At 74.6% G+C, this 19698-nt stretch carries 1 protein-coding gene and 1 pseudogene (1 of these 2 cut by a window edge); both read left to right on the top strand.

What is annotated here, in order from left to right:
* A pseudogene (locus tag BTH_RS08525) lies at positions 1-6181 on the top strand (SDR family NAD(P)-dependent oxidoreductase) (its annotated part extends 10169 nt beyond the left edge of the window); the annotation flags it as partial.
* On the top strand, positions 6154-19698 hold the full coding sequence (locus tag BTH_RS30275) for an SDR family NAD(P)-dependent oxidoreductase (protein ID WP_407637788.1): 13545 nt from the start codon (positions 6154-6156) through the stop codon (positions 19696-19698). The pseudogene BTH_RS08525 and the gene BTH_RS30275, both read left to right, overlap by 28 nt.

The following is a 19698-nucleotide window of genomic DNA, read 5'->3' as shown; positions in this document are numbered from 1 at the left end:
TGCGGCGCAGCCCGTCGCGGCGCACGCGCTGCATCCGCTGCTGCAGCGGAACACGTCGACGCTCGAGCGGGTGAGCTTCGCGTCGGTGTTCGGCGGCGACGAAGCGTTCCTGCGCGATCATCGCGTGTCGGGCCGGCCCGTGCTGCCCGCCGTCGCCTACATCGAAATCGCGTATCGCGCGCTGCGCGAGGCGGGCGTGCCGGGCGACGCGGTGCGCTTGACCGATCTCGTGTGGATGCGGCCCGCAATCGTCGAAGGCGAGCCGCTCCACGTGCGCGTCGAGCTCGCTTCCGAAGCTTCCGAAGCTTCCGAAGCTTCCGATACGTCCGATACGTCCGATACGTCCGATGCGGCGGGCGACACGCTCGCGCTGACGATCGGCGCGGCCGCGCCGTCCGGGCGCGGGCAACCGGGCTTCGCGACGGTGTTCGCGCGCGCTCGCGCGCGTCGCGTGCGCGTCGCCGCGCCGGCCGCGCTGCCGCTCGCGCGCTGGCGCGCGCAGTGCGGCGCCGCAATGACGGCGGATGACTGCTATCGCGTGTTCGAACGCGTCGGCCTGGCGTACGGCCCGGCGTTCCGCACGCTCGACACCCTCTGGCGCGGCGACGGCGTCGCCGTCGCGAAGCTGCGCGCCGCGTCGCCGCCGGCCGCGCCGCACGCGGCGGCCGACGTCGTCGATTCGCTCGACTGCGGCCTGCTCGACGGCGCGCTGCAGGCGGTGCTGGGCCTCGCGCCCGCATCGGACGCCGAGCGGCCGCTGCTGCCGTTCGCGCTCGACGCGTGCGAGCTTTACGGCGAGCGGCCCGACGAGCCGTGGTGCGTCGTGCGGCGCACCGAAGACGCGCGCGTCGACGTCACGCTGTGCGGCCCGCAGGGCGAGCCGTGGATCGCGCTGCGCGGCCTCGTGCTGCGCCGCTACGAAAGCGCGCCCGCCGCCGAGCGCGGGCTCGTCGCGCTCGCGCCGCAATGGCGGCGGGCGGACGCGACGCCCGTCGCGGCCGCCGCCGCGCCCGCATTCGCCGACACGCTCGTCGTGCTCTGCGGCGCGCAGCGTCTAGACGCCGGCGGCAGCGCGGATCGCATCCGCGTCGTGACTGTCGCGAACGATGCGACGCCGATCGGCGAGCGCTTCGCACAGACGCTGCAGGCGCTGATCGCCGAGACGCAGGCGCTGCTGCGCGACCGGCCGGACGCGCCCGCGCTGTTGCAGGTGGTCGTGCCGGATACGCCGGCGTTCGCGCCGATGATCGGGCTGGCGGGCTTTCTGCGCACGCTGTCGCACGAGGCGCCGCACATGTGCGGCCAATTGCTGCTGGTTCCGGCGCACGACACGGGCGCCGCGCTGCGCGCGAGGCTGGCCGAATGCGCGGCGCGCGCGCACGAAACGGTGGTGCGCTACGGGCAGGGGCCGGCGCGCGACGTGCTGCAGTGGCGCGAGTGGGCGGACGCGATGCCGCCGGCCGATGCCGGCCAGACGGCCGACGCGCATGCGGCGCCCGTCTGGCGCGACGACGGCGTGTATCTGGTGACGGGCGGCGCGGGCGGGCTCGCGTGGCTGCTCGCGCAGGACATGGCCCGGCGCGCCCCGGGCGCGCGCATGGTGCTTGTCGGGCGGCGGCCGCTCGACGCGCGCGCCGCATCGTCGCTCGATGCGCTGCGCGCGCGCATCGAATACGTCGAGGCCGATTGCGCCGACGCCGACGCGATCGCCGCGGCGGTCGCGTCCGTGCTCGAGCGCCACGGCCGGCTCGACGGCGTGGTGCACGCGGCGGGCGTGCTGCGCGACGAATTCATCCGGCGCAAGACGGCGGACGGCGTCGCGGCGGTGCTGCGCCCGAAGGTCGACGGCACGCTCGCGCTCGACCGCGCGACGCGCGACGTTCGCCTCGCGTTCTTCGTGCTGTTCTCGTCGGCCGCCGCGCAGGCCGGCAATCCGGGGCAGGCCGACTATGCGGCCGCGAACGGTTTCATGGACGGCTTCGCGCAGTATCGCCGCGCGCTCGTCGCGCTCGGCGAGCGGCACGGCGCGACGACGAGCATCGACTGGCCGCTGTGGCGCGACGGCGGGATGCGCATCGGCGCCGACGCGCAGCGCCTGCTCGAAACGCAGACGGGGATGTCGGCGATGCCGGGCGACGCGGGGCTCGCGTTCTTCCATCGCGCGGTGCGCGCGGGCGTGGCGCAGGTGATGCCGCTGTACGGGAATCCGGCGCGTCTGCGTGACGCGCTTGCGCCCGCCGCGCGCGACGACGCGGGTTCGGCCGCCGATGCGGCCGGCGCGAGCGACGCGGGCAGCGCGTACGCGGATGCCGGCGACGCGCGCGGGATGGCCGGCGCCGTGCTGATCGCGCGTCTTCGCGATGCGCTTGCCGCGGCGCTCGGCGTCGCGCGCGACGCGCTCGACGCGCACGTGCCCGTCGGCGAATTCGGCGTCGACCGGCAGGTGCTCGACGCGCTTGTCGAGCAGGTCGAGCCCGGCGGCGCGGTGCGTCGGGCGGAACTGCTCGATACGCGGCTCACGCTCGACGAGATCGCGTCGCGTCTTGCCGCCGCGACGCGCGGCGACGCGCACGCGGCGCACGCCGCTTCGCCGCGCGGCGAAGCGGGCGAGGCGCAGGAAGCGCCGCAAGCATACGAAGCGCACGGCGCGCATGAAGTGCCGCCGTTGGCCGAGCCGCGCGCGTCCGAGCTCGTCGACGCATCGCTCGCGCTGCTGACCGAGCGGCTTGCCGACGTGATCAAGCTGCCCGCGCCGCGCATCGATCCCGATGCCGAGCTCACGACGTACGGCATCGATTCGGTCGTCGTGATGCAGGTGACGACGCAACTCGAAAAGCAGCTCGGGCCATTGTCGAAGACGCTGTTCTTCGAATACGGCACGCTGCGCGCGATCGCGGCGCGCGTCGCGCACACGCATCGCGAGCGGGTCCGCGCGCTCGTCGAGCGGCGCGCCGCAGGCACGCAGGCGGCATCGGCGGCATCCGTCGCATCGCACCCGGCTGCGCCGCACGGCGCGAGGCCCGCGCACGAGCGGCGCGCCGACGCCGACGCGGCGAGCGTTCGCGGGGCACCGCGCGCCGTTGCCGCGAGGTCGTCGGCGGAGGTCTCGCGGGCAAGCGCGACCGCGAACACGAACACGACCACGACCACGACCACGACCGCGACCGCGACCGCGACCGCGACCGCGACCGCGACCGCGACCACCAACACGACTGAGAACGCCGCGCCGCACGCGTCGCGCGGCGATCGCGACGCGCGGCCGCCTGCGCAGCAGCCGCCCGGCGCGGCCGCGTTCGCGGCGGGCGACATCGCGATCGTCGGCATCGCGGGCCGCTATCCGCAGGCGGACGATCTCGCGCAGTTCTGGCGGAACCTCGCGCGCGGCGTCGACAGCGTGACGGAGATTCCCGCCGACCGCTGGGATTACCGGCGCTTCTACGATCCGCAGAAGGGCCGGCTCGGCAAGAGCTACAGCAAGTGGGGCGGCTTCCTGTCCGATGTCGCGCGCTTCGACGCGGCGTTCTTCAACATCTCCGCGCGCGAGGCGCAGATCATGGACCCGCAGGAGCGGCTGTTCCTCGAATGCGTGTATCACACGCTCGAGGATGCGGGCTACACGCGCCGCAACGTGAGCCGCAGCCGCCGGGTCGGCGTGTTCGTCGGCGTGATGTACGAGGAGTATCAGCTGTACGGCGTCGAGCGCATGCTGGAAGGCACGCCCGTCGCGCTCGCGGGCAATCCCGCCGCGATCGCGAACCGCGTGTCGTACTTCTGCGATTTCCACGGCCCGAGCATGGCGATCGACACGATGTGCTCGTCGTCGCTGAGCGCGATCCATCTCGCGTGCCAGAGCCTCATGCTCGGCGAATGCGAGGTCGCGGTGGCGGGCGGCGTCAACGTGTCGATTCATCCGAACAAGTATCAGATGCTGTCGCAGGGCCGCTTCGCGTCGAGCAACGGCCGCTGCGAGAGCTTCGGCGCGGGCGGCGACGGCTACGTGCCGAGCGAGGGCGTGGGCGCGGTGCTGCTCAAGCCGCTCGCGCGCGCGATCGCGGACGGCGACCGGATTCACGCGGTCATCAAGGCGACCGCGCTCAACCACGGCGGCAAGACGAACGGCTACACGGTGCCGAACCCGAACGCGCAGGCCGACGTGATCGGCGACGCGCTCGCGCGCGCGGGCATCGACGCGCGCAGCATCGGCTATGTCGAGGCGCACGGCACCGGCACGTCGCTCGGCGATCCGATCGAGATCGCGGGGCTCGCGCAGGCGTTCGGCCGCCACACGCCGGACAAGGGCTTCTGCGCGATCGGCTCGGTGAAGTCGAACATCGGCCACGGCGAGAGCGCGGCCGGCATGGCGGGCCTCACGAAGATCGTGCTGCAGATGCGGCACCGTCGGCTCGTGCCGTCGCTGCATGCCGACACGCCGAATCCGAACATCGATTTCGCCGATACGCCGTTCGTCGTGCAGACGACGTTGGCGCCGTGGCGCGGCGCGATCCTGCCCGACGAGGCGGGCCGGCCGGCCGAGCTGCCGCTGCGCGCCGGCCTGTCGTCGTTCGGCGCGGGCGGCGCGAACGCGCACGTCGTCGTCGAGGCGTACGACGTCGCGGGCGCGGAGCGGGGCGCGCACGAAGACGGTCCGGCCGTCGTCGTGCTGTCGGCTCGCACCGACGAGCGGCTCGCCGCGCAGGCGCGCAACCTGCTCGCGCATCTGTCGCGCGAGCCGCATCGCGACGGCGAGCTCGACCGCGACGGCGGTGCGACGCTCGCGTCGATCGCGTACACGCTGCAGGTCGGCCGCGAGGCGATGCCGGCGCGACTCGCGGTGATCGCGGCGTCGCTCGACGATCTGCGCGAGAAGCTCGCGGCGCTCGTCGACGGCGGTGAAGGGCTCGACGGCGTGTCGCGCGGCCGCGTCGATCCGCTCGGCGAGCCGCTCGCGCCCGGCGAGCTCGCGCAATGGCGCGCCGGCGCGCGGCTCGCCGAGCTCGCCGCCGCCTGGGTCGCGGGCCGCTTCGACGACTGGACGCCGTGTTACGGCGACGTTCGGCCGGCGCGCGTGTCGCTGCCGGGCTACGCGTTCGCGCCGACGCGCTACTGGGTGCCCGACGCGGAGCAACTGGCGAAGGCGGCCGGTGTGCACGCGGACGCAACGCAAGCGAAGGGGATCGCGGGCGTGGCGCAGGGTTCGGTGGCGTCGGGAAGTTCGGGCGCTTCGGCTGAGGCGGCCGGGCCGGCCGAGTCGAACGGGGCGGCTGGGTCGAACGGGTCGGCCGGGTCGGCCGGGTCGAACGACGCGGGACCGGGCGATGCGCGCAAGCGCGTGGCGGGGCCTTCGATCGACGCGGCGGCCCCGGCGAACACGGCTCAACCGGCCGAACCGGCCGAACCGGCCGCGCGCCGTCGCGGCGGCGTGACGTTGTCGCCGCCCGCCGAGGCGGCCGCATTCGATCTGTCGGCGCGCGCACCGGCCGCGAAGCCGACGGTGACGTTCGCGCAGCCCGCCGGCCGCGCGCACGAAGCCCTGCCGCCGGCATCTCGTCCGGAGGAATCCGCACCGCGCGTCGTCGCGACGCAGGCGCGCCGCGCGGATGCGGTTAGCGCCGCGCCCGCCGTCTCGCCGGAGGCGGTCGTGCCGGCGCTGCGCGCGCTGCTCGCCGATGCGCTGTACGTCGATGCGCAGACGATCGACGCCAACGCCGAATTCGTGTCGCTCGGCGTGGATTCGATCATCGGCGTCGAGTGGATCGACGCGGTGAACCGGCGGTTCGGCGTCGCGCTGTCGGCGACGACGATCTACGACCATCCGACGCTGTCGAGCTTCGCCCGGCATCTGGCGTCGGCGGCGGCATCGGCGCAGGCGTCGATGGCCGCGGCGGCGTCGCCGTCCGCGCCTGCGTCCGGCGCGCGGGCGGACACGGCCGCGCCCGAGGCTGCGGCGGAGGCGTCCGCGCCGTTCGAGCGCGAGCAGGCGGCGCGCGCGCGCGCCGCCGCGCACGGGGCGGACGACGCGGGCGATCCGGCGCCCGCCGCGCTCGAAGCGGCGCTGCGCGAGACGCTCGCCGACGCGCTGTTCGCCGACGCGCACGACATCGAGCCCGACGCGACGTTCCAGGACCTCGGCGTGGATTCGATCATCGGCGTCGAATGGGTGCAGGCGATCAACCGCCGCTACGGCACGTCGATCCCGGCGCCGCAGATCTATCAGTATCCGACGCTGCGTGCGTTTGGCGGCCTCGTCGCGTCCGAGCTGGCGCTCGCTCGCCGTCGCGCGGGCGGCGCGCCGCTGCCCGACGCCGAGGCGGCATCAGCGACGACGGCGACGACGGCAAGCGCGTCGGGCACCGCGCACGCGCCGAACGCAGCAGGCGACGCGCATGCGCCGAACGCAGCCGGGGCGCGCGCGGCGACTCCCGCGCCCGCGGAAAACGCGGCGGGCGCGGTACATGCCGCGCGGGCCGCAAACCCCGCAAACCCCGCCACTCTCGCAAACCCCGCGCCGGGCGGCGGCGTCCCGCTCGACGACGTGCTCGCGCGCGTGCATCGCGGCGAGCTGAGCGTCGAGGCGGCCGAGGCGCTGCTGGCGGGCGCGCTCGGTTGAGCGCGCGGCTCGCGCGGCGGGCGAAAGCCACGAGACATCCGAACGAAAGACGAAAAGACGAAAAGGACGCAACAAGCATGGAACGCCAGAATCTGCGGAATGTGCTGGAACGACTGAAAGCGGCGGCGATCGGCCCGGACGAGGCGAAGCGGATGCTGTCCGCCGCGCGCGCGGGCGACGCCGCGGACAAGCCGCAACCCGGGCCGGCCGCCGCCGCGCCGCGCGACGCCGAGCCGATCGCCGTCGTCGGCATGTCGGGCCGCTATCCGGGCAGCCCCGATCTCGACGCGTACTGGTCGCTGCTCGCGCGCGGCGAGGATGCGGTGAAGGAGATCCCGCCCGCGCGCTGGAACGTGGGCGAGTACTTCGACGCCGAGCCCGGCAAGCCTGGCGCGATGTACTGCAAGTGGCTCGGCGCGCTCGACGACGTCGATTCGTTCGATTCGCTGTTCTTCCGGATTCCGCCGTCCGAGGCCGAGTTCATCGATCCGCAGCACCGGCTCTTCCTCGAAGAGGCGTACCGCGCGTTCGAGGATGCGGGCATCGCGCCGGGGCGGCTCGGCGGGCGCGCATGCGGCGTCTATCTCGGCATCATGAGCAACGAATACAACCTGCTGCTCGCGCGCAACGCGCCCGACAGCGGCCACGCGGTCGCCAATCATTTCTCGATCGGCGCCGCGCGCATCGCGTACCACCTCGACCTGAAAGGGCCGGCGATTCCGGTCGACACGGCCTGCTCGTCGTCGCTCGTGGCCGCGCACCTTGCGTGCCAGGCGCTGCGCGCGGGCGAGATCGACGTCGCGCTGGTCGGCGGCGTCACGCTCTATCTGAGCCCCGACGCGTACATCGGCATGTGCGCGGCGGGCATGCTGTCGCCCGACGGCCGGTGCAAGACGTTCGACCAGCGCGCGAACGGCTTCGTCCCGGGCGAGGGCGTCGGCGCGCTCGTGCTCAAGCGCCTCGCCGACGCGCGCGCGCACGGCGATCCGATCCACGGCGTGATCGTCGGCTCGGGCGTCAACCAGGACGGGCGCAGCAACGGCATGACGGCGCCCAACGGCGCGAGCCAGACCGCGCTCGAGCGCGCGGTCTACGAGCGCTACGGCGTGGACCCGGACAGCTTCCAGTACGCGGAGCTGCACGGCACGGGCACGAAGCTCGGCGATCCGATCGAGCTCGCCGCGCTCGCCGACGCGTTCCGCGCGTATACCGGGCGGCGCGGCTTCTGCGCGATCGGCTCCGTCAAGACGAACGTCGGCCATACGTCGGCGGCGGCGGGCGTCGCGAGCGTGCAGAAGGTGCTGCTGTCGATGCGGCACGGCCAGATCGCGCCGTCGCTGCATTTTCGCGAGCCGAACGAGCATTTCGATTTCGCGGCGTCGCCGTTTTACGTGAGCACCGCGCTCGCGCCGTGGCCGACGCCCGAGCACGGGCCGAGGCGCGCGTGCGTGAGCGCGTTCGGCTTCAGCGGCACCAACGCGCACATGGTGTTGCAGGCGGACGAGCCGCCGAGCGCGGGCGCCGCGGCGCCGGGCGCGCCAGCCGGCGGCGCGCCGCACCTGTTCGTGTTTTCCGCGCGCACCGAGCCGCAGCTCGACGCGCTGCTCGATACGTACGTCGCGTTCCTGCGGCGCACGCGCGTCGCGCCGGAGTCGGTCGCCTACACGCTGCAAACGGGGCGCGACGCGATGGCGTGCCGCTTGGCCGTGCGCGCGTCGTCGCTCGCGGCGCTCGCCGACGTGCTCGAGCAGGTGCGCGCGCTCGCGTGCCCGGACGGCGTGTGGCGCGGGCGCGGCGCGCATCGCGAACCGGCCGAGAAGATCGACGCCGCGCTGCGCGCGCGCGATCTCGATACGCTCGGCGAATGCTGGGCGAACGGCCAGACCGTCGACTGGGCCGCGCTCTACCCGCACGCGCGCCCGACGCGCGCGCATTTGCCGACTTACCGCTTCGCGCCGGCGCGCCACTGGTTCCAGGCAGCGCCCGCCACGCCGCCGGACGCCGCGGCCGTCACCGCCGTCACCGCCGCCGTTGTCGCGGCCGCGGACGATGCCGCCGCCGCCACGCCGTTCGAGCAGCGCGCAAGCATTCCGGCGGACGCACCGTGCTTCGTCGATCACGTGATCGACGGCGAGCGCGTGCTGCCCGGCTCGGCCTATCTCGAACTGGTTCGCGCCGCGCTCGCCGACGCGCGGCGCGAGCCGGCGAGCGGGTGTCTCGTGTTGTCCGACGTGCGCTGGCGGCGCACGCTGCAGGCCGGCGGCGGCGTGCGGCTGCGCGTCGTGCTGTCCGCGCGCGGCGCGCCGGCCGCATGGAAGGTCGTGTCCGCCGATGACGGCGCGATCGTCTATTGCAGCGGCTCCGCGCAATGGGAAGCGCTCGCCGGCGCGCGCGTCGACATCGATGCGTTGCGCGCGCGCGTCGCGTCGGCCACGGCCGTCGACGCGAACGCGTGCTATCGCCGCTTCGCGTCGCTCGGCATCGAATACGGCGCGTCGCATCGGCTGATCGAGACGCTGAGCGGCGACGCGCAGCGCGCGCTCGCGCGGCTGCGCGCGCACGGCGATGACGCGTGCGCGGGCGAGGCCGCCGACGCGCTGCCGATCGGCCGGCTCGACGCCGCGCTGCAAAGCGTGCTGGGGCTCGCGCTCGGCGACGGCGGCGAAGGCCCGTCCGACGCCGCGCTGCCGCTCGGCATCGGGCGGCTCGAGCTTTACGGCCCGTGCGCCGACGTCGTGTGGGTGAGCGTCGAGCGCGCGCGGGCGGACGGCGACGTGACGCTCACGCTCGCGAACGCCGACGGCCTCGTGCGGGCGGCGATGCGCGACATCACGTTCGCGCCGAAGCCGCCGCAACACCGCGCGGTGCCGCTCGTCGGCGCGTGGCGCCGCGCGCGGCCGGCCGCGCCGCGCGCGAGCGACGCGGCGCCGCGCTGGATCTGTCTGGCGGGGCCGCTCGCCGCGCACGCGGCGCGCGTCGAACAGGCGCTGTCGCCCGCGCGCGTCGCCGCGCTGCCGGGCGACGCCGACGAGGCGGGCGAGCACTATGCGTCGTGCGTGCTCACGCTCGTCGAGACACTGCAGGCGATCGCGCGCGACCATGCGGCGGGCGCGCGCGTCGACGTCGTGATCCCGGGCGACGCGGCGTTTCACGGCCACCGCGGGCTCGCGAGCCTTCTCAGGACGGCGCGGCAGGAGATGCCGCGGCTGCGCGTCGCGCTCGTCGAATGCGCGGCGGGTGCGCACGCGGTCGTCGATGCGCTGCGCGCCGTGCAGGAGCATGCCGAAGGCGAATGGCAGTGGCGCGAGGACGGCGCGTGGCGCCGTACGTGGACGCCCGCCGAGCTGCGCGGCGGCGGCGCGCCGTGGCGCGACGGCAAGCTTTACTGGATCACGGGCGGCGCGGGCGCGCTCGGCATGCTGCTCGCGGCGCAGATCGTCGAGCACGCGCCCGCCGCGCGCATCGTGCTGAGCGGGCGCTCGCCGCTGGCCGGCGAGGCCGCCGAAACGTTGCGCGCGTGGCGCGAGCGCGGCGTGGCGATCGATTATCGCGAGCTCGACGTCGCCGACCGCGACGCCGTCGTCCGGACGGTGCGCGAGATCACCGCGCGCCACGGTCCACTCGCGGGCGTCGTGCACGCGGCGGGCGTCCGGCGCGACGGGCTGCTGATCGCCAAGACCCGCGAGGACGTCGAAGCGGTGCTCGCGCCGAAGGTGCGCGGGGTGCTCAACATCGACGCGGCCACGCGCGGGCAGCCGCTCGAGTTCTTCGTGCTGTTCTCGTCGATCGCGGGCGCGCTCGGCAACGTCGGCCAGGCCGACTATGCGGCCGCGAACGGCTTTCTCGACGGCTTCGCGCAGTATCGCAACGCGCGCGCGGCGCGCGGCGAGCGGCGCGGCGTCACGCGCGCGATCGGATGGCCGCTGTGGGACGCGGCCGGCATGACGCCCGACGCCGACACGCTCGCCGAGATCGCGCGCGCGGGGCTCGCGCCGATGCCGCCGTCGCACGGATGGCGCATGCTGCATGCGGCGCTCGACGCGCCGCACGACGCGCTCGCCGTGCTGTACGGCGACGCGCGGACGATCGCGGCGCGGCTTGCCGCGGCCGAAATGGCCGATGCGCCGGACGAAGCCGGGGCGGCGGGCGACGCGCCGGCGGGCGGACGCGGCGCGGGCGGCGGCGATGCCGGCCTGCGCGCGCCGGTGCTCGCGCGGTTGAAGGCGATGTTCGCCGACGCGTTCAAGATGTCGCCGGACGACGTGCTCGAGACGGCGGAGTTCGCGGATTACGGGATCGATTCGATCGTCGTGCTGCGGATGACGCGGCAACTCGAAAAGCACTTCGGCCCGCTGTCGAAGACGCTGCTGTTCGAGCAGCGCCGGCTCGACGATCTGGCCGACTACTTCGTGCGCGCGTACGAGGCGGCGTGCGCGGCGTGGATCGGAGCGCGCGCCGATGCCGCTCGGGCGGGCGGCGCGCGGGCGGATCACGCGAACGGCGCGAACGGCAGCGCAGATGCAGATGCCGCCGCGCACGCGCCCGGTGCCGTCGCGGCCGGATCGGATGCCGGCGCGTTCGACTTGCGAGGCCGGGCGGCGGCGGACGGGAGCGCCGCCGACGGCGGCGATCGCATGAGCGGCGCGATCCGCGCGAGCCGCGAGTGTCATGAGAGCGACGAGGCGTGCGCGCGCCGCGCCGCCGCTTCGCCGGATGCGTCGCCGCCGCGCGCGCGGCCGCCGCACGCGGCGACGGGCGCGCGCATGAACATCGCCGTCGTCGGGCTCGCGGGCCGCTATCCGAAGGCGCGCGATCTCGACGCGTTCTGGGCGAATCTCGCGGGCGGCGTCGACTGCATCGAGGAGATTCCCGCCGAGCGCTGGGATCACGCGCGCTACTACGACAGCGATCGCGACGCCACCGGCAAGACTTATGCGAAGTGGGGCGGCTTTGTCGACGGCGTCGACGAGTTCGATCCGCTCTTCTTCAACATCTCGCCGAAGGAGGCGAGCGTGATGGACCCGCAGGAGCGGCTGTTCGTCCAGTGCGCGTACGAGGCGCTCGAGGACGCGGGCTACGGGCGCGTCGCGCTCGGCGGCGAGCGGCCGCACGGCGCCGAGCGCAACATCGGCGTCTACGTCGGCGTGATGTACGAGGAGTATCCGTACTTCGGCGTCGAGCACACGCTGAACGGGCGGCCGATGGCGCTGTCGGGCAATCCGTCGTCGATCGCCAACCGCGTGTCCTATCTGCTCGACCTGCACGGGCCGAGCATGGCCGTCGACACGATGTGCTCGTCGTCGTTCACGGCGCTCCATCTCGCGTGCGAAAGCCTGCTGTCCGGCCAGTGCCGGATGGCGATTGCGGGCGGCGTGAATCTGTCGCTGCACCCGAACAAGTTCATCGCGCTCGCGCAGGGCGGATTCGCCGCGAGCGACGGGCGCTGCCGCAGCTTCGGCGAGGGCGGCGACGGTTATGTGCCGTCGGAGGGCGTCGGCGCGGTGGTGCTCAAGCCGCTCGCGCACGCGCTCGCGGACGGCGATCACGTGTACGGGCTCATCCAGGGCATCGCGATCAACCACGGCGGCAAGTCGAACGCGTACACGGTGCCGAATCCCGATGCGCAGGCGGGCGTGATCGAGGCGGCGTACCGGCGCGCCGGCATCTCGCCGCGCGACGTGTCGTATCTCGAGGCGCACGGCACGGGCACGGCGCTCGGCGATCCGATCGAGATCGCGGGCCTCGTCAGCGCGTTTCGCGCGTTCACCGACGCGCGGCAGTTCTGCGCGATCGGCTCGGTGAAGTCGACGATCGGACACTGCGAGAGCGCGGCCGGCATCAGCGCGCTCACGAAGGTGCTGCTGCAGATGAAGCACGGCCGCCTCGCGCCGTCGCTGCATGCGCGCACGCCCAATCCGCACATCGATTTCGACGCGAGCCCGTTCGTGCTCCAGCGCACGCTCGCGCCGTGGCCCGCGCCGGACGGCGGCACGCGCATCGCGGGCATTTCGTCGTTCGGCGCGGGCGGCACCAACGCGCACGTCGTCGTGGAGGAGTACCGGGCCGCCGCCGCGCACGCGCACGACGGCGCGCAGGCGGCCGCGTCGCCCGCCGCCGTCGTGCTGTCCGCGCGCGACGACGCGCGCCTGCGCGCGCTCGCGCAGCGGTTGCGCGACGCGGTGGCGGCGGGGCGCTTCGCGCCGCACGCGCTGCACGATCTCGCGTTCACGCTGCAAAGCGGGCGCGACCACTGGGAGCGGCGCATCGCGATGCGCGTCGAGTCGTTCGACGAACTGCACGCGGCGCTCGACGATTTCGTCGCCGGGCGGCCGGTGGGCGCGCGCCACTGGCTCGGCGCGTGCCGCGTCGGCGGCGCGAGCCGGCGCGCGCCCGAGCCGTGCGCGTCGCTCGACGACGCGGCCGCCGTGTGGGCGTCGGGGCGCGAGGTCGACTGGTCGCCGTGGCGCGGTGCGCGCGCATGCCGCCGCGTGAGCGCGCCCACCTATCCGTTCGCGCGCGTGCGCTGCCGGATTCCGGACGCGCCCGCGTCGCCCGCCGCGCCGCGCGACGGCGCGCCGTCGCATCCGCTGCTGCATCGCAACCGATCGACGTTCGGCGCGTACCGGTTCGAATCGCACTGGCGCGACAGCGATCCGCTCGTGCGGGACCACCGCGTGCAGGGCCGCGCGGTCGTGCCGGGCGTCGCGCAGCTCGAGCTCGCGTGCGCGGCGTTCGCGCGGCTGCAGCCCGAGGGCGCGGACGCGCCGCGCGGCGTCGTGCGGCTTGCCGATGTCGCGTGGGTGCGCCCGCTCGTCGTCGCGCCGCACGCGCACGTGCGCGTGGACGTCGCCCCGCCCGGCGAGACGGCGCACGGCGGAGCCGCGAGCTGGCGGGTCCATGCGTCGGCGCACGGCGGCGACTGGCAGCTTTGCAGCCAGGGCGACATTCGCCGCGTCGACGCGGCCGCGCCGGCCGAGCGCGCGGACCTCGCGGCGCTGCGCGCTCGATGCGCGGGGCGCGCGATCGATGCCGACACGCTGTACCGCGCGTTCGCGTCGCTCGGCATCGAATACGGGCCGGCGTATCGCGCGCTCGTCGACGTGCAGGTGGGCGAGGGCGGCGCGTTCGCGCGGCTTGCGCTGCCCGAGGCCGCCGCTTCGTCGCTCGACACGTGCGCGATGCCGCCGTCGCTGCTCGACGCCGCGTTTCAGGCCGCGGCGGCGTTCGCGATCGCGCGCGCGGCGAACGGCGACGCGGGCGAAGACGGTCCCGCGCCGCTGCCGTTTTGCGCGGACGCGGTCGAGCTGCATGCTCGGTGCGCCGCGCGGATGTGGGCGCACGTGCGGATGCGCGACGGCAAGCGCGACGCCGTCGACATCGATCTTTACGCGGACTCGGGCGAGCGCTGCGTCGCCGTGCGCAATCTGGTGAGCCGCCGCGCGACGCACGTCGCGGCCGCGAACATGGCTGCGGGCATCGCCGCGCAGCCGGCCGGCGCGAACGCCGAGGTCGCCTTCGAAGGCAACGTCGAAGCCGACGCGAACGCCGAGGTCGACATCGAAGCCAACATCGAAGCCAACGCCGAAGCATGGCGCGCGCCGGACGCGACAGGCGACATCGTGCTCGCGCCCGTCTGGGAGATCGTCGACGCGGCGGCCGGCACGCCGTTCTCGCCCGGCATCGTCGTCGCCGACGATGCGGCCGAGCGCGCGCGCTGGGCCGAGCGCTGTCCGCACGCGCGCATCGTCGGCGCGGATGCGTTCGCCGCGCGCGAGGTCGCGGCGGCGCTCGGCGCCGTCGACGCGTTCGTCTGGATCGCGCCGCGCGCCGCGCGCGGCGGCGCGCTCGCCGATTCGCCCGCGCTCGACTGCGCGGCGAACTGCTTCGAATGGATCGCGGCGCTGCTCGCCGCGGGCGCGGCGAACCGCGCGATCGACGCGCTGTTCGTCACGAGCGGCTGCCGCGCGATCGCCGCCGACGATCCGGGCGACCCCGCGCACGCGGCCATCGCCGGGCTCGTCGGCGCGCTCGCGAAAGAGCACCCGCGCTGGCGGGTGCGGATCGCGGATCACGCGTCGGCCGAGCCGGCGCCCGTCGACGCGCTGCTGCGGCTGTCGCCCGACCCGCAGGGCGACGCGCTCGCGTACCGCGACGGGCAGTGGCTGCGCAGGCGGCTGTTGCCCGTCGCGCGGGAGACGATGGGCGAGCCGGCCGCGCACCGCGCGGGCGGCGTCTATCTGCTGATCGGCGGCGCGGGCGGGCTCGGCGTCGTCTACAGCGAGTACCTGATCCGGCGCTACGGCGCGCAGGTGATCTGGGTCGGCCGGCGCGAGCGGGACGCCGACATCGACGCCGCCGTCGCCCGGCTCGCGGCGCTTGGCCCCGCGCCCGTCTACCGGCGTGCCGACGCGGCCGATCCCGCCGCGCTGCGCGCGGTGTGCGACGACGCGCGCGCGCGGTTCGGCGCGCTTCACGGCGTCGTGCATGCGGCGATGGTGCTCGCGGACCGCAGCCTCGCGCGGATGACGCAACAGACGCTGCGCGCGGCGCTCGTGCCGAAGATCGACGTCGCGCGCAGCATGGCGGCCGTGCTGCTGCCCGCCGCCGATCTCGATTTCATGCTGTTCTTCTCGTCGATGAACGCGTTCACGACGCAGCCGGGGCAGGGCAACTACGCGGCCGGCTGCACGTTCGTCGACGCATTCGCGCACGCGTTGCGCGCGCAGGCCGCGTGCGCGGTGAAGGTCGTCGACTGGGGGTTCTGGGGCAGCGCCGGCGCGGTGGCCACGCCGTATTTCCGCGCGCGCATGGCCGAGGCGGGGATCGGCTCGATCGAGGCGCCGCAGGCGATGCGCGTGCTCGAGCGTCTGCTCGCCGGGCCGCACGGCCAGCTTGCGATGATTCACGCGATCCGGCCGACGATGCAGGACGGCGCTCGGCGCTGGCTCGCCGCCGCGCCGGAACAGGCGGCCGCGTGGCGCGCGTGCGCGCCGGCGTGGCCGCCCGCGCCCGCGTTCGACGCGAGCGCGGCCGCGGCGCTCGACGCCGCGCTCGCCGGGACGCTCGCCGCGCGCCTCGCCGCGCTCGGCTGGCCCGAGCAAGGCTTGCCGCGCGCGTCGTGCGCGGCGCGGCTCGGCGTCGCTCCCGCGCATGCCGCATGGCTCGACGCGAGCATCGACATCCTGAAGCGCGCGGGTCTCGCGAGCGAGGCGGCCGACGGCACGGTGACGCTCGCCGCCGCCGCCGCGCGACCTGAAACGAATGCGGACGCGGCGTCCGGCGCGCCGACGAGCGCGCCGGGCACGGACGGCGCGCACGGGCAATCGGCGCAGCTCGCGCTGCTGCGCACGATGACCGACGCGCTGCCCGACATCCTGCGCGGCGCGAAGCGCGCGACCGACGTGATGTTCGCGAGCGGCTCGATCAATCAGGTCGAATCGGTTTATCGCGGCAACGCGGTGTCCGACTACTTCAACGACGTGCTGGCGGCCGCGCTCGACGCCTATCTGTCGCACCGCGCGCGCACCGCGCCGGGCGAGCCGCTGCGCATCCTCGAAATCGGCGCGGGCTCGGGCGGCACGTCGGCGCGGGCGCTCGAATGCGCAGACCGGTTCGCGCCGCAACTCGTCGAATACCGCTACACGGACGTGTCGGCCGGCTTTCTTGCGCATGGCCGCGCGACGTTCGCCGAAGGCCGGCCGTACCTCGCGTTCGCGAAGTTCGACGTCGAGCGCGACGCGCGCGCGCAAGGGCTCGAATACGGCCGCTACGACGTCGTCATCGCGGCGAACGTCCTGCACGCGACGCGCGACATGCAGCGCACCGTCGCGTCGGTGAAGTCGCTGCTCAAGCGCGACGGGCTGCTGCTCGTCAACGAGCTGAGCGCGAACACGCTGTTCACGCACCTGACGTTCGGCCTGCTCGACGGATGGTGGCGCTTCGACGACGGATTCCTGCGCCTGCCGGGCGGGCCGGCGCTCGCCGGCGCGCAATGGCGGGCGCTGCTCGCGTCGGCCGGATTCCATTCGATCGCATTCCCGGCCGCCGATGCGGCCGGACACGGGCAGACGATCGTCTGCGCGTCGAGCGACGGTGTCGTGCGGCTCGATGCGGCGGATGCGACGGGTGCGGATGATGCGGATGCACGCGGCGATGCTAGCGGCGCGCACGAGCTCGCCGCCGCACCGCTTGCCGCGCATCGGGACGGCGGGCGGGGCTCGGTTGCCGCAGTCGCCGACGCCGAGCCTGACGCCGACACCGACGCCGACGCCGACGCGCGGCTGCGCGACGCGGCGTCGGCATGGCTGCGCGCGCGGATCGGCGCGGCGCTCGACATTCGCGCGGACGACATCGATTCGCGCGAAACGCTCGAACGGTACGGGATCGATTCGATCACCGTGCTGCAACTGACCAAGCGCTTGCGCGATGCGTTCGACGACGTGCCGAATACGTTGCTGTTCGAATACAACACCGTCGATGCGCTCGTCGACCACTGGCTCGCGACGCAGCCCGACGCGCTGCGCGCCGCGCTCGCGAAGGACGCAGGCGAGGCGGTTGCCGGCGCGGCGCGCGACGGCCGCGAAAGCGGCCGCGCGGCGAGCGATGCGGCGTCGGCGCACGCGGTCAGTGGGGCCGCGTGCGCGAGTGTCGACGGTGCATACGCGAGCGGCGCGCGCTGCGGCGACGACATTCGCATCGCGACCGACGCCGGGCGCGCGACCGCCCCCGCAACCGTCACCACGGCCGCACCTATCGCCGACTCCAAGGCCGACTCCAAGACCGACTCGACGCCCCCCTATCCGCCGCACGCGCGCGAGGCCGAGCCGGTCGCCGTGATCGGCATCGCGGGCCGCTATCCGAAGGCCGCGTCGCTCGACGCGTTCTGGCGCAACCTGCGCGACGGCCGCGACTGCATCGGCCCGCTGCCGGCGCCGCGCGGCGACTGGCGAAGCAGCGGCGGCGCGCAAGGCGCGCCGATCGGCGGCTTCATCGACGACATCGACCGCTTCGATCCGCTGTTCTTCCAGATCTCGATGCGCGAGGCGCAGAGCATGGACCCGCAGGAGCGCCTGTTCATCGAGCAGGCGTACGCATGCGTCGAGGACGCCGGCTACACGCCCGCCACGCTGAGCGCGACGAAGCGCGTCGGCGTCTACGTCGGCGTGATGAACGGCAACTATGCGGGCGGCACGCGCTACTGGTCGATCGCCAACCGCGTGTCGTATCTGTTCGACCTGCACGGCCCGAGCGTGGCGGTGGACAGCGCGTGCTCGTCGTCGCTCACGGCCGTGCATTTCGCGCTCGACGCGCTGCGCGGCGGCTCGATCGATTGCGCGCTCGTCGGCGGCGTGAACCTCATCGTCGCGCCCGAGCATCTGGCGCGCCTGTCGGCGATGAACATGCTGTCGACGCGCGGCAAGGTGAGCGCGTTCGGCGCCGACGCGGACGGCTTCGTCGACGGCGAGGGCGTGGGCGCGCTGCTGCTCAAGCCGCTCGCGCGGGCGCAGGCGGACGGCGACGCGATCTACGGCGTGCTGCTCGGCAGCGCGATCAACGCGGGCGGGCGCACGCACGGCTACACGGTGCCGAGCCCGCACGCGCAAGCCGACGCGGTGGCGGGCGCGTATCGCGCCGCGGGCGTCGAGCCGCACATGCTCGGCTACGTGGAAGCGCACGGCACCGGCACGGCGCTCGGCGACCCGATCGAGATTCGCGGCCTCGCGCGCGCGTTCGAGCGGGACGCGGCCATGCGCGGCGGCTGCGCGATCGGCTCGGTGAAGACCAACATCGGCCACGCCGAGAGCGCGGCCGGCATCGCCGGGTTGACGAAGGTGCTGCTGCAGATGCGGCATCGCCGGCTCGTGCCTTCGCTGAACGCGGACACGCCGAATCCCGACATCGACTTCTCGCGCACGCCGTTCCGGTTGCAGCGGCGCGACGAGCCTTGGGCGCTGCCCGCGCACGCCGCGTGGCCGCGCATCGCGAGCGTGTCGTCGTTCGGCGCGGGCGGCGCGAATGCCGTCGTCGTCGCGCGCGAGCACGTGAGCGACGCGCGCGTGCCGCGCGCAGGCGCGGCGTCGGCGCAGGCGATCGTCGTGCTGTCGGCGCGCGACGACGACCGGCTCGCCGCGCGCGCGCGCCAGTTGCTCGCGTTCCTGCGCGACGCGCCCGACGACGGCGACACGCTCGCGCGGATCGCGTTCACGCTGCAGGTGGGGCGCGTGCCGATGGCCGCGCGCGTCGCGATCGTCGCGGGCTCGCTGTCCGAGCTCGCCGACAGGCTCGATGCGTTCGTCGCGGGCGACGAACGCGCGGCGGGCGTGCATCGCGGGCGGCCGGTGCCGCCGGGCGCGTCGGTCGTGCACGTCGCGGCCGCGCACGCAACCGACGCGGCCGCGCGCGCCGTGCTCGCGCGCGGCGTGCCGGACGACATCGCGCGGTACTGGGCGGACGGCGGCAACCCGGACTGGACGGCGCTCCACGCGGCGCACACGCCCGGGCGCATCAACCTGCCCGCGTATCCGTTCGCCGGCGAGCGTTTCTGGCTGAGCCCGGCGGCCTCGGGCGATGCGCCGGCGCGCCTCGCGGCGGCGGGCGCGGGCGCGAACGCGGCGGCCGCCGCGGCTGGAACCGGCGAGGCCTTTGCAACCGCCGAAGCCGCCGCCGACACCGACCTCGCCGACATCGACACCGACATCGACACGGCAATTGAAATCGCCGCGGCCGACGTCTTCGCCGAATTGGCCGCATTCGCCGAAACCGGCGCGACCCGCGACGACGACCTGCCGTCGCTTGCCGAGCTTTTCGGCGAGCCGGACGCCAACGCGGACGACGCGGACGACGACGTCGACGTCGCGCATCTGCGCGACGTGGCCGCGCAAACGCTCGGCGTCGTGCCGGAGCTGATCGAGCCCGACGCGCCGCTGCGCGATTACGGCTTCGACGCGGTGTCCCTCGCGCTTTTCGCGCAGACGCTGAATGCGACGTTGCGCCCGCGCGCCGGCCGGCGCCGCGTGTGCGCCGCGCAATGCGCGACGGCGGGAAGCCTGACCGAATTGGCGCGGCAGCTCCGCTTCGCCGCGCTCCATTGA

Origin of the sequence: Burkholderia thailandensis E264, assembly GCF_000012365.1 — a bacterium.
In the GTDB taxonomy this organism is placed as follows: Bacteria; Pseudomonadota; Gammaproteobacteria; order Burkholderiales; family Burkholderiaceae; genus Burkholderia; species Burkholderia thailandensis.
The sequence above is the reverse complement of the archived record's forward strand: the minus strand, read 5'-3'. Positions and strand labels throughout refer to the sequence as shown.

What these genes read in the sequence shown, in the direction of transcription:
- BTH_RS30275 (WP_407637788.1), top strand. Translation starts at nt 6,154, where the DNA reads ATGGGTGCAGGCGATCAACCGCCGCTACGGCACGTCGATCCCGGCGCC.